The 12,392-nt window shown below is 71.9% G+C and carries 8 protein-coding genes, 2 tRNA genes and 1 other RNA gene; 2 read left to right on the top strand and 9 right to left on the bottom strand.

The window, feature by feature from the left end; all coding sequences use genetic code 11:
* Positions 1-15 precede the first annotated feature (15 nt).
* Positions 16-88, top strand: a tRNA-Gly gene (locus KUM49_RS07640).
* 48 nt (positions 89-136) lie between these two features.
* Here KUM49_RS07640 and KUM49_RS07635 read toward each other — a convergent pair.
* The 6 genes from KUM49_RS07635 to ffs all read right to left on the bottom strand — a co-directional run bounded on the left by KUM49_RS07635 (position 137) and on the right by ffs (position 9,275).
* On the bottom strand, positions 137-1,036 hold the full coding sequence (locus KUM49_RS07635; RefSeq protein ID WP_217235948.1) for a phosphoribosylaminoimidazolesuccinocarboxamide synthase: 900 nt from the start codon (positions 1,034-1,036) through the stop codon (positions 137-139).
* A gap of 85 nt (positions 1,037-1,121) precedes the next feature.
* Positions 1,122-2,612 carry a N,N-dimethylformamidase beta subunit family domain-containing protein gene (locus KUM49_RS07630; protein WP_217235947.1) on the bottom strand — a complete coding sequence of 497 codons (1,491 nt, stop codon included), beginning with the start codon at positions 2,610-2,612 and terminating at the stop codon, positions 1,122-1,124.
* A 243-nt stretch (positions 2,613-2,855) separates the two neighbouring features.
* The gene (locus KUM49_RS07625) at positions 2,856-4,994 is read right to left on the bottom strand and encodes a hypothetical protein (RefSeq protein ID WP_217235946.1); all 2,139 of its coding nucleotides are present in this window, start codon (positions 4,992-4,994) and stop codon (positions 2,856-2,858) included.
* 370 nt (positions 4,995-5,364) lie between these two features.
* On the bottom strand, positions 5,365-6,615 hold the full coding sequence (purD, locus tag KUM49_RS07620; RefSeq protein ID WP_217235945.1) for a phosphoribosylamine--glycine ligase: 1,251 nt from the start codon (positions 6,613-6,615) through the stop codon (positions 5,365-5,367).
* Between the two features lie 114 nt (positions 6,616-6,729).
* A complete protein-coding gene (locus tag KUM49_RS07615; protein ID WP_217235944.1) occupies positions 6,730-9,117 on the bottom strand; it encodes a DNA polymerase III subunit gamma and tau in 2,388 nt (795 codons plus the stop codon).
* A gap of 59 nt (positions 9,118-9,176) precedes the next feature.
* Positions 9,177-9,275: signal recognition particle sRNA small type (ffs, locus tag KUM49_RS07610), an RNA gene on the bottom strand.
* A gap of 72 nt (positions 9,276-9,347) precedes the next feature.
* Between ffs and KUM49_RS07605 the strand changes: the two genes are divergently transcribed.
* Positions 9,348-9,435, top strand: a tRNA-Ser gene (locus KUM49_RS07605).
* 79 nt (positions 9,436-9,514) lie between these two features.
* Here the strand turns inward: KUM49_RS07605 and KUM49_RS07600 are convergent.
* Genes KUM49_RS07600 through KUM49_RS07590 form a run of 3 tightly spaced genes read right to left on the bottom strand, consistent with a single transcriptional unit; the run spans position 9,515 to position 12,312 of the window.
* Entirely contained in the window at positions 9,515-10,777 is a 1,263-nt protein-coding gene (locus tag KUM49_RS07600) for a tyrosine-type recombinase/integrase (protein WP_217235943.1), read from the bottom strand.
* 10 nt (positions 10,778-10,787) lie between these two features.
* Positions 10,788-11,021 (bottom strand): excisionase family DNA-binding protein, encoded by a 234-nt coding sequence (locus KUM49_RS07595; RefSeq protein WP_217235942.1) that lies wholly within the window; start codon positions 11,019-11,021, stop codon positions 10,788-10,790.
* Positions 11,014-12,312 (bottom strand): replication initiator, encoded by a 1,299-nt coding sequence (locus tag KUM49_RS07590; RefSeq protein ID WP_217236016.1) that lies wholly within the window; start codon positions 12,310-12,312, stop codon positions 11,014-11,016. The genes KUM49_RS07595 and KUM49_RS07590 overlap by 8 nt, the downstream gene beginning before the upstream one ends.
* Between the last annotated feature and the right edge of the window lie 80 nt (positions 12,313-12,392).

Genomic DNA, 12,392 nt, shown 5'->3' with positions numbered 1-12,392 from the left:
GCGCCACGGCGCAGTGCGGACGTAGCTCAGTTGGTAGAGCGCAACCTTGCCAAGGTTGAGGTCGCCAGTTCGAACCTGGTCGTCCGCTCTCTTCGAAGAAGCCCCCGGTTGTCACCGGGGGCTTCTCGCGTGGGAGCTACGACCAGCTCGTTCCCGTCAGCCGCTCGTACGCCTCCACGTACCTGGCGCGCGTCGCGGTCACGACCTGCTCGGGCAGCGGCGGCGGGGGCTGCTCGCTCTTGCGGTCCCAGCCGGACTCCGCCGAGGTGAGCCAGTCACGGACGTACTGCTTGTCGTACGACGGCTGCGCGCGCCCCGGCTGCCACTGGTCGGCCGGCCAGAAGCGCGAGGAGTCCGGGGTGAGGACCTCGTCCGCGAGGACCAGGGTCTCCCCCTCGAAGCCGAACTCGAACTTGGTGTCCGCGAGGATGATCCCGCGGTCCCGCGCGATGTTCCGGCCCCGCGTGTAGACGGCGAGGGTGGCCTGGCGCAGCTGGGCGGCGGTGTCGGCGCCGACCTGCCGGGCGACCTCCTCGTAGGAGACGTTCTCGTCGTGCTCACCGACCTCGGCCTTGGTGGCCGGGGTGAAGATCGGGGCGGGCAGTTCCGAGCCGTCGACGAGGCCTTCGGGCAGGGCGAGGCCGCAGACCGTGCGGGACTCGTTGTACTCGAGCAGGCCCGAGCCGGTGAGGTAGCCGCGGGCCACGCTCTCGATCGGGACCATCTGGAGGGACTTGCAGATCAGGGTGCGGCCGGCCCAGTCGGCGGGGGCGCCCTCGGGCAGGTCGGTGCTCAGGACGTGGTTGGGGACCAGGTCGGCGAGCTGGTCGAACCACCACAGGGAGAGCTGGGTGAGGACCCGCCCCTTGTCGGGGATCTCGGTGGGCAGCACCCAGTCGAAGGCCGAGAGGCGGTCGCTGGCGACCATCACGAGGTCGCCCGCCTCGTTCTGGTACAGGTCGCGCACCTTGCCGGTGTGCAGGTGTACCAGGCCCGGAACCTGGAGCGGCTCGGGCTTTTCTACGAATCCGGACACGGTTCCTCCCCGTGGTGATGTCCAAGTGGCTCGATTCTCCCGTATGCCGGGGATCGGTCTTGGTCCGGGGTGTGTGGAGCGGGGCTCAGTCGTGTTTGCAGATGCGGTCCAGGAGGTTTGCTGTGGCGCGCTGGACCCGGGGGTCGACGTGGCCCGGGCGGCCCAGTGACGGTGACCACGCGAACGTCCCGGATGCGAAGACCAGGGCTCCGGAGGGGGCCCGGTAGAGAGAGGTCTCCTGGTGGCGGAGGACTCCCTCGCTGTCGGCGTACGGGGAGTGGGCGAGCAGGATGCGGTCGTCGTGCTCGGGCAGCGGGGTGCGCGGGAAGTAGCGGTCGGCCTCGCCCGCGACCAGGCCCTCGATCTCGCCCCCCTCGTGCGCGCCGGTCGCCTCCCACATCCAGTGGTCGGCGTTGCGCACGATCAGGGGGTGGGGCTCGGGCACGCGGCCGGCGTACTGGATGCCGACCAACTGCTGCTCGGGCCGGTCGATCTCGCGCCACAGCACGGGCTTGCCCGGCCCCCGGCGTTTTCTGCAGGTGAGCAGGCGGTCCGGGACGCCGGACGGCGACGGGCCCAACTCCACCTGCCAGTACATGGTGTTGGCGGAGAGGAAGACCAGGCTCGTGCCCCTCTCGCGGGCGCGTTCCACGGTGCGGCGCATGTTCGTCGACCAGTACTCGTCGTGTCCGGGGAAGACCAGGCCACGGTAACGGGTGGGGTCGACGTGGCCGGCGTGCAGGTCGCGGGCGTCGGCGTAGGCGAGGTCGTAGCCGTAGCGCTCGGCGAAGCGGATGAAGTCGTAGGCGTGGCCCACGTGAAGGGGCAGACCGGCGCCCGCGTACGGGCGGTCGAAGGAGATGGTCGTCGCGGCGTCGGCCTCGCCGAGCAGGCGGCCGTTCTCGTCCCAGGCGTGGTAGAGGCTGGCACCGGTACGGCCGTCCTCCGGGTAGAGGTTGTACGCCTGCCAGGTGATGTCGGGCAGCAGGAGGAGCAGGTCGGCCGGGTGGTTGTCGCGGACGGTGAACGGGATGTGGGAGCGGTGGCCGTCGGCGGTGGTGAGGACGGCGACGTAGGCGCCGATGCTCCAGTAGCTCGGGATCTGCAGGCGCCAGGACAGCCACCAGTGGTGGCAGGAGACCGTACGCTCCGCGGTCAGCGGCGGGGGCTGGACGATCCCCGACAGGCGAGGGCTGGTGGTGATCTTCGCGGCACCGTCGCCGCCGTAGTGGCCGATGCGGTAGATGTCGACGCCGAACTCCTGGGGCGGGTCGACGGTGATGTGGAAGTCGACGGCCTCGCCGGGGGCGACCGCGCCGGTGGAGATGAAGCCCTTGATCTGGCGGCGGACGTCGTCGGCGGAGCGGGGGCCTCCGGCCGCTCGCGGGGCGGGCAGGCGGGGATCCTTCCGCGTCGGCTGCTGAGGTGCGTCCACGTACCAGGGGACCATCTGGCCGGTGTCGTCGAAGTACGTCTCAGCGCCGCGGAGCCAGGGGACGGGGCCCTGACCGAAGGGGTCCGTCACGGCGTGCGCGAGTGCTCCCGACTCCCAGCGGCGGATCTGCTCCGATCCCATGGTGGCTCCCCTCCCTCACGCCCCCGTACGCCTGTGTCACCTGTGCCACCTGTGTCACGTGGCTTTGTGCCATGTGGCTGTCGTGTGCCGTAGGCCCTTGCCGTGTGCCCGATCGTTCCCAGCACATCACATTACGCACGCAGACGGTCACTACTCGTTGCGAATTGGCCAGAAGTGGAATTACTGAGTCCGGTATGAGAGGGCGCGGTTCGCACCGGCCTTCGCCGCTTGGGTGGGCGGCGGTCAGACGAGGCGGACCGGCTTCTCCGGGCGTATCCCGGACTTGACCAGCCACGCCTGCAGAGGGGCGGGATCGCCGTCCTCCACCAGACTGAGCACGCGGGGGGCCAGATCTGCCGCACGTTCGCCGTTGACCATGAGGGACGGGCCGTCCAGCCAGTCGAGGCCGGGAGTCGCGCCGGCGGTGTCCATCGCGGCGCAGCACACCATCGCGGTGACGTGGTCGGTGAGCAGCTCGCGGGCGGTGCGGGGCGGCTGCAGGGGGAAGAGGGGGAGCGTGCCGTCGTCCCAGAGGGCGGTGTCGGGGCTGCCGACGCTGCCCTGGCCGGGCGCGGGCGGACCGCCGGCCGTGGGGGTGTCCGCGGCTGCCGATGCCTCTTCGCGGGCGATCTCGGCGCTGAGGCGGGCGGCGAGGGCGGAGCTGCGTTCGGTGCTGGGGAGGTCGTCGTCGGGGTCGATGCCGGGGTCGATGCCGGTGCCGATGCCGGTGCCGGAGCCAGGATCGGTGCTGGGATCGGTGCCGGGGGCTGGGGTGGCGTCGGCGTGGGGGGCGGTGGGCTCGGTCAGGTCAGTCGGGGCCGTCGGCCCTGCTGTCCCTGTCGGCCATGTGGTCCCGGTCGGCTCGGTGAGCTCGTGGGGGTGGGGCGCTGTGCGTTGGGCGTCTTCGTCGGGGCGGGTCTCGGTGCTCTGCCCGGCCTCGTCGGGAAAGGCCCCTGGGGTGTCTGGGGCGTCTGGGGTGTCTGGGGCGTCTGAGGTCGCCGGCCTCTGTCTGCCGTCCGCGGCTCGGCTCGGCGCGTCATCCAGGAGGCCGCCCCACTGGCGGTCGGCTTCTGTCTGAGGCGCCGACGTCGTGGCCGTGGGTTCCGTCAGGTGGTCCATGACGCGGGCCAGGGTCGGGCCGCCGTCGGGCTCCGGGGAGGAGGGGTCGGGGGTGCGGCGTACGCCCAGGGCGTCCAGGACGCGGTGGAGGCGAGCCGCGTCGGTGCGCCACTTGCGGTCGACGACCTCGTCCGGGTACTCCTGCCAGTCCACCGGGGCCCAGTCACGGCCGGGCTCGGCGGGGCCGCCGTGGAAGAGGCGGGCGGCCAGCAGTGAGGTCGCCTCGTCCACTGTGCCGGGCTCTTCGAGCAGGTCGCAGGCGGGGCGCTCGCCCAGGCGGGAGGCGAAGCCCTCGGCCAGCCGGTCGCGCCGGGACAGTTCGGTGAGGGCCGCGACGACGCCCGCGTCCAGTCGGGAGGGCCAGCGGCCCATCCGCCAGGCGGGCAGCGCGACCCGGGTCAGCAGCCGGTCCCAGCCGGCGTACGCCAGGCCCACCTGTTCCTGGGCGACGATCCGGAGGCCGTAGTCCACAGCCTGTGCACGCTCGGCCGCCGCGGCGGCGACCCCGCGCTCCATCTCGCCGGCATGGCCCCGGCAGCTGCGCAGCAGCAGACGGGCGACCCAGCCGACACCCGCGAGCACCGGGCGCACGAGGGCGTTGCGGCCGGTCGCCGAGGTGACGGCCACCGCCGCGTCCAGGCCCCGTACGAAGCGTCGGGCTGCCGCTATGTCCGGGTGGGCCGAAGGTCCTGTACCGGCGACGACCGGGGCGAGGACCGCGCGCAGCTCGCCCACGCGCATCCACCACAGGAACGGGGAGCCGATGACGAGGACGGGCGCTGTGGCGGCACGCCGGTGGGAGCCGCGGACGCCCGCTATCTCGTCGTGGTCCTCGCGCGCGGGCGGGCCGTGGGCCGGGTGGGTGCGGTCCTCCAGCCAGCTGTCGCAGTCCGGGGTGAGCGCTATGGCGGAGGGCACCGGGACGTCGAGGCGGTCGGCGAGGTCGCGCACCATGCGGTAGAGGTCGGGGGCCGACGCCTCGGCGATCGGGACCGTCGGGCTGACGGCGGGCCGGGCGCGGGCGACGACCAGGGCGATGCCGGCGGCGGCGAGCAGGACGAGGACGGCGGCGACGGACATCGTCCACCGCGCGGCGTCCCAGCCGGGGCCCACGAGGTGGCCGGTGGAGTCACCGGCGAGCAGCACGACGGCGACGGCCGCGGGCAGCAGCGCGACGGCCAGCGCCCGGCTGCGGATGCGCAGCACGGCCAGAGCTCGGGAACGCGCTGCCTGCGCGCCCGCCTCCACACCCATACCGGTCATGACCGGACCTCGCCCCCTCCCTGCCGTCCTGCCCGCCCGGCTGTCCGCCCGGCTCTCCTGGTGTTGCTCACTCCCCCACTGTGGCACCGACCCCTGACATCGCAATGCCGGTGGGCCAAGTGCCGGACCGCTTGCGCCGCACCCTAGTTGGGGCCCCGGCCCCCGTCAGCCGGATGGGGCATCGGTCACTCGATGGAATGGCTTTGGGGAGAGGTGGATGACGGACCGCAAAGATCAGGCCCCGGATCCTGAGACGGATACGGGGCCTGATGGGTTCATCGGCGTCTGGGAATGCCAGGGAATACCGGGGTTTTCGGGCGCTTCGGAGACTCTCGGGGTTCCGGACCGCCGGACTCCCGGATGCCGGGACTTACGCCCCCGCGACCTTCGCCGCGATATCCGTACGGTGCTGGGAGCCCTCGAGGTTGACGCGGGCCACGGCCCGGTACGCGCGGTCGCGGGCCTCGGTGAGGTCCTCGCCGACCGCCGTGACGGACAGGACGCGTCCGCCGGCGCTGACGACGGCGTCGCCCTTCTGCCGGGTCCCGGCGTGCAGGACGTACGCGTGCGGGGCGTCCTGGGCGGCCACCTCGTCCAGGCCGGTGATCGGGTCGCCGGTGCGCGGAGTGCCAGGGTAGTTGTGCGAGGCGATGACCACGGTGACCGCGGCCTCGTCGCTCCAGCGCAGGGGCGGCAGGTCGGCGAGGTTGCCGGTGGCGGCGGCCATCAGCAGGCCGGCGAGCGGGGTCTGCAGCCGGGCGAGCACGACCTGGGTCTCGGGGTCGCCGAAGCGGGCGTTGAACTCGATGACCCGGACCCCGCGGCTGGTGATCGCGAGACCGGCGTACAGCAGCCCGGAGAAGGGAGTGCCGCGGCGGCGCATCTCGTCGACGGTGGGCTGGAGGACGGTCTCCATGACCTCGTCCACCAGCTTCGGGTCGGCCCAGGGCAGCGGGGAGTACGCGCCCATGCCGCCGGTGTTCGGGCCCTCGTCGCCGTCCAGCGCGCGCTTGAAGTCCTGGGCGGGCTGGAGGGGCAGGACCGTCACGCCGTCGGTGATGGCGAAGAGGGAGACCTCGGGGCCGTCGAGGAACTCCTCGATGACCACGCGCTCGCAGGCGTTGGCGTGCGCCGCGGCCTCCTCGATGTCGCCTGTCACCACGACGCCCTTGCCGGCGGCGAGCCCGTCGTCCTTGACGACGTAAGGGGCGCCGAAGGCGTCGAGAGCTTCGGCAACCTCTTCCGGGGTCGTACAGACGTACGACCGCGCGGTGGGTACGTCGGCTCCCGCCATGACCTCCTTGGCGAAGGCCTTCGAGCCCTCGAGCTGCGCGGCCTCCTTCGAGGGGCCGAAGACCGGGATACCCGCCTCCCGTACGGCGTCGGCGACCCCGGCGACCAGCGGCGCCTCCGGGCCTACGACGACCAGGTCGGCGCCGAGCTCCACGGCCAGCGCGGACACGGCCGCGCCGTCGAGCGCGTCGACCGGGTGCAGCTCGGCGACCTCGGCGATGCCGGCGTTGCCGGGAGCGCAGTACAGCGCGCTGACGTCGGGGTCGAGGGACAGAGAACGGCACAGGGCGTGTTCGCGGGCACCGCTGCCGATGACGAGGACCTTCACGGGGGTCAGCCTATCCGGAGGGAGGCGTGCTGGTTTGTGCGGGCTTCCGAAGGGGTGGGAGGTGGTGAGTTGTGGGTTTCTCCAACGCGATGGTTTCTCCAGAGCGACACCCCCCTACTCGTGCGAGAACTCCTCCACCACTGTCGCTCCCAGCTCTCTCACGATGAGTTGGTGGCCGGACAGGGCCGACTCGTCGAGATCGGGGTCGTCGTCCTCCGGGGTGTCGTCCTCGGGGGAGACCGGGGGCGGTTCCGGGGCGGACGGCCGGGGGGCGGGTGCGCCGGTGGAAGGGGAGGTGGAGGCGGGTGGCGAGGTGGCCGTCGTGGGTTGGGCGGACGTGGGCTGGGGGGACGCCGGGCGCTGGGGGGCCGTGGCGCCACCGCCGTAACCGCCGCCTGAGCTGCCGTATCCGCCGCCTCCTGAACCGCCGTAGCCGGCGCCCCCTCCGCCACCGCTGCCCGTGGGGCCGCCGGTGGCCGGCGGGGGTGCCGAGCCTCCCGACGGGTCGACGATCGCCTCGATCTTCCACTGCACGTTGAACTGCTCGGCCAGCGCCTGCTTCAGCACGTCCTCGCTGCCGCTGCCGGAGAAGTTGTCACGGGCGCCGGCGTTGATGAAGCCGAGCTGGAGGGTGGTGCCGTCGAAGCCGGTCACCTGCGCGTTCTGGCTGAGCAGGATCCAGGTGAACCGGCGGCGGTTCTTGACGGCCTCCAGGATGTTCGGCCAGAGCGTGCGGGGGTCGAGGCCGCCGGCCGGAGGGGCGTAGGCGGAGGCGGGGGCCGCAGCCTGGGGGGTTGCCGGTGCGGAAGGGGTGAGGGCGGGGGCAGGCGCGGGTGGGCTGCTCTGTGCGGCCGTGGGCTGTCCGCCGCCGGCGGGCGTCGCGGTGGGCCAGCCGCCGGGTCGTCGACCCCCGCCCGCGGGCGCGGCGGTGGGCCAGGCGCCGGGGGCGGAGCCGGTTGCCGCGGGCGGCGACTGGGTCTGGGCCTGCGGCTCGGGCCGCTGAGGCTGTGGGCTCTGCTGGGCCTGCGGGGCCTGCGGGTTCTCGGGCTGGGGCGGCTGCTGGGCGTGGTCGGGACCGGCCGGGCGGTCGACGGGAGCGGCAGCTGCTCCAGCCCCACCCACTCCTGCCGGGGTCCCCTGCTCAGAGGGCGCCCCCGACACGGCGGCCGCGGCGCCGGCGGGCGCCCCGGAAGCCCGTACGGCGGCCCGAACCGCGGCCGGACCGCCCCCCGGCGGAACCGGCGCAACCCCGGCCGCCGTTCCTCCCACCGCTCCCCCGTGCGCATGCGCGTCCGGCCCCGGTACGTACCCCATGGCCGGCGCGCCGCCGCCCGTGGAGAAGTTCACGCCGCGCTCGATACGGTCCAGGCGGGCCATGACCGAGCGCTCGTCGCCGTACGCGGCGGGCAGCAGCACGCGCGCGCAGATGAGTTCGAGCTGGAGGCGGGGGGAGGTGGCGCCGCGCATCTCGGTCAGCCCCGCGTTGACGAGGTCGGCGGCGCGGGTGAGCTCCGCGGCGCCGAACGTGCCGGCCTGGGCCTGCATCCGATCGATGACGTCGGCGGGGGCGTCGATGAGCCCCTTCTCCGCGGCGTCCGGCACGGCGGAGAGGATCACCAGGTCCCGCAGCCGCTCCAGCAGGTCGGCGACGAACCGCCGGGGGTCGTTGCCCCCCTCGATGACATGGTCGACGACCTCGAAGGCGGCGGCGCCGTCACCGGTCGCGAAAGCCTCGACGACGGAGTCGAGAAGCGACAGGTCCGTGTAGCCGAGCAGGGAGGTCGCCATGGCGTACGTCACACCGTCCGCCCCCGCTCCGGCGAGCAGTTGGTCCATGACGGACATCGAGTCACGCACGGACCCGGCACCGGCGCGCACGACGAGCGGCAGCACCCCGTCCTCGACGGGGATCCCCTCCCGCCCGCACACCTCGGCGAGGTACTCGCGCAGGGTTCCGGGCGGCACGAGCCGGAACGGGTAGTGGTGGGTGCGCGACCGGATGGTCCCGATGACCTTCTCGGGCTCGGTGGTGGCGAAGATGAACTTCAGATGCTCGGGCGGCTCCTCGACGACCTTGAGGAGTGCGTTGAAGCCGGCCGACGTGACCATGTGGGCCTCGTCGATGATGTAGATCTTGTACCGGCTGCCGGCGGGCCCGAAGAAGGCCTTCTCCCGGAGGTCACGGGCGTCGTCCACACCACCGTGCGAAGCGGCGTCGATCTCGATGACGTCGATGGAGCCCGGGCCGTTCCTCGCGAGGTCCTGACAGGACTGGCACTCCCCGCACGGCGTCGGCGTGGGCCCCTTCTCGCAGTTCAGGCACCTGGCCAGGATCCGCGCGCTGGTCGTCTTGCCGCATCCGCGCGGACCGCTGAACAGGTACGCGTGATTGACCCGGTTGTTCCGCAGCGCCTGCTGCAACGGGTCGGTGACATGTTCCTGCCCGATGACCTCGGCGAACGACTCCGGGCGATAGCGGCGGTACAACGCGAGAGACGACACGCATACGAGGTTATAGGCGCCCACTGACAACGGACCCCGCCCGCAGGTCTCGCCCTGACAACGCAAGCGCCCCCCACGCACCCGCCAGAGCCAACCTACCCTTGCTGCCTTCCGGCCCTGGGGGAGTTCAGTCAGATAGCGCCGCGTGAGGGGCTGCGCCAACAGTACCCGATGCCGGCCAGGGGGTACGAGTTCGCGAGCACTCCTCAACGTCTTGTATTGTTTGCGGCGGAGGATTCGCCTAGTGGCCTAGGGCGCACGCTTGGAAAGCGTGTTGGGGGCAACCCCTCACGAGTTCGAATCTCGTATCCTCCGCCAGTGCCTCACCGGGCACGATGTCGAAGGGCCCCACCGTTCGCGGTGGGGCCCTTCGACGGTTTCCGTCTCAGTTTCCGTCTCAGTTGGTTTTTTCCTGGCGGTCGGCGTCGGTGCCGGGCAGCACCCAGAGAGCATCTCCGACCTGCTGGGCGACCTTGCGGAGCATGGTCCCGGTCACGTGCATGTACCGAGCCCGCATCCGGGCCGCTCCCCCGGGCTCCCAACCCATGATCGAGTCGATCACGACGTCCGGGACACCGAGGATCAGGAGCACGGTCGCGGCGGTGTGGCGAGCGTCATGAAGACGGCCGTTCCGGACACCGGCATCCCGAAGCAGTCGCTTCCAGGTGTGGAAGTCTGTGTTCGGACTCAGCGGCCCGCCGATCGGCGACGCGAAGACGTATCCCTTGCCCTCCCAGTCCGCACCGGCCGCGATTCGCTCCCGCTCCTGTGCCTCTTGGTGCTGGCGGAGAATCTTGATCAGCGGATCAGGCAGGCCGATGGTGCGCCGCCCAGCTCGGGACTTGGTGGACTTGTGCTCGCGACGGGTCTGCTCCCGCTTGGGGCAGTAGCCCGCCTTCCGGCCACACGGGTTGGGGCCGCAGCCGTGCGCGTACTTGGGGCGGAGCCGGTTCCTGCGGATGCGGACGTACCCCGAGGCAAGGTCGACGTCCTCCCAGTGCAGGCCGAGCGCCTCACCCTGCCGGAGACCGAGCGCCAGGGCGACGACCCAACGCGCGCTGTTGCGGAGCTTGGCCGCCTCGACGAGCAGGCTCTGAACCTCCTCGATCGTGTAGGGCTCGATGTCCTCCTCTTCAAGGCGGGGAGCCTTGGCGATCTCAGCCGCGTTGGTGACGACATGCCCGCGCCGCACGGCCTCACCGAGGGCGACCCGGATCGTCCGGTGGACGTGGTGGGCGGTGCCGGCGGAGCTCCCGGACGCCTGCATCTTCCGGTAGAAGCGTTCGAGGTGCTCGGGCTCCAGGCGGTCGAGCTTGTGAGCGCCCAGTCCGGGGACGAGGTGAACGCGTACGTCGACCTCGTACCCGGCGTACGTGTTCTCGGAGACGTACGGCTGGGCGATGTTCTCGACCCAGTGCTCCAGCCAGCTCTGGACGGTCCAGCCCTTACCCGGCTTCCGAAGCTTCCTGTCGTCGCGGGCCCGCTCCATCTCGCGGACAGCCTTGGTCACTTCGGCTTTCGTCTTCCGCTCGATGTGACGGCGGTCAGGCTTGCCGTCATCGCGGACGCCGACGGTCACCCGGCCGTGCCACTTCCCGTCCTTGCCGAGGTAGATGGACGAGGCCCCGTTGGGCTGTCGGGTGCGCTTGTTCTCTGGCATGCCCGTCCTCTCAGGCCGCTTGGGCGGGTCGGTGGCGCAGCTTGGCCACGTACGCGGGGATGGCATCGGCGGGGACCCTTCGCAGCCGCCCGACCGTCACCGACTCGATCTCTCCGGCCAGCACGAGCCGGAAGCACGTCGTACGGCCGATACGGAGCCGCCGGGCCGCCTCCTCGACGGTCAGAAGGGCCAAGGAGGGGTCGAAGGGATCCAGCTCAGTGGCGGTGGCCTGAGCCTCAGGCATGGGTCGGTTCTCCTTCCGTTCCGGGGGCGGGGGCGATGGTTTCGGCGAGCCAGGTTTCTGCGTCGGTGAGGCCGGTTCCGGCGTAGACCCAGTGGGCGAGGACGAGCGTCGTGTTCACCACCTCCGAAATTTCGGAAGTGGTTGCTTGGGCTCGGCGCCATTCGGCTCGGGCGGTACGGAGGGCGCCAAGGGTGGTGGAGTAGCGGCGGGACTTAGTGGAGAAGTGGCCGCGGAAGCCGAGCATGTGGGCCCAGGCGCGCAGGCGGAGGTGTTCGAGGTCCTTGCGGGCGCCGAGGGTCCAGGCCGTTGGGATCAGACGGCGGGCATGGTCGCTGATGTCGAGCTGGGCCAGTTCGGCGAGGAACTTCAGCGGGCGGTCGAGAGCTCCCGTGGCGGTCTCGGCGCCCTTGGTGGCGTACTTGGCGATGTAGGCGGCGACGGCGCGCTCTGTGAGTTCCTGGCCCCCGTCGAAGTCGGCGCTGCGGATGGTGCGTACGTCGAGTTGGCGGCCGAAGGTGAAGGCGTACGGGCGACCGTCGATGACCGGGCCGTCCACGCGGACGTGGGCGGCTGCGGTGCGGATGGCATCGGTGAGCAGTTCGGCCGTGGCCCAGGCCGGTGGCGGGGTGTCGCCGCCCTCGGGGCCGTCGATGCGGATGACGGCGTGGAAGTGGACGGCGCCGCGCTTCTGGTACTCGGCGACCTTGGCGAAGGACACCCGGGCGTGCTGGCGGAAGGCCCGCTGAGTGAGCCCAGCTCGCTTGGCGACCTCGCGGCGCAGGTAGATCGAGAAGCGGCGCCAGAGCGGTCCGGCGTGGGCGTTCCAGAGGACGGCGGCGTCGTAGTCGTAGGTGTCGGGGTTGAGCGGGGTGCCGAGTGTGTCGTCGTCCTGGTCGTGGAGGGTGCCGCAGCGGCAGCGGCGGACGGAACCGGCCGGGCCGGTGGGGCGGTTGTGGACCGGGCCGAAGCCGGGAGCGGTGAAGGTGGCGAAGACGCGGGGGTGAGTGGCGACGCGTTCCGGGGTGCCCTTGCCGCCGCGCAGGCCGGAGGTGATCAGGTGGAAGGTGTCGCGGCGGTAGACCTCGGAGCAGGCCGCGCAGCGAGTCGTACGGCGGTTGTTGCAGCGCACGAGGAGGTGGCCGGCGGGGAGGTCGGATGAGTCGAGGTGGTGAAGGACGTTGCCTATCTCGCCGGTGCGGGTGTTGACGTCGTACTCGGTGCGGTGGCCGTCGAGGCGTATGGGGTTGGTGCAGCCTCCGAGGCCGGAGAGCTGGCGGAGGATACCGGGCAGGGTGCCGTGCGAGGCGAGCTTGGCGAGTTCCGGGAGTGGGGCCGGGGTGGTGCGGGTCAGGATGGCTCTCTCCTTCTGAC

The sequence above is a fragment of the Streptomyces sp. AC555_RSS877 genome, from assembly GCF_019049245.1.
GTDB lineage: Bacteria > Actinomycetota > Actinomycetes > Streptomycetales > Streptomycetaceae > Streptomyces.
Note: the sequence above shows the minus strand (reverse complement) of the source record. Positions and strands in the feature narration are given on the sequence as shown.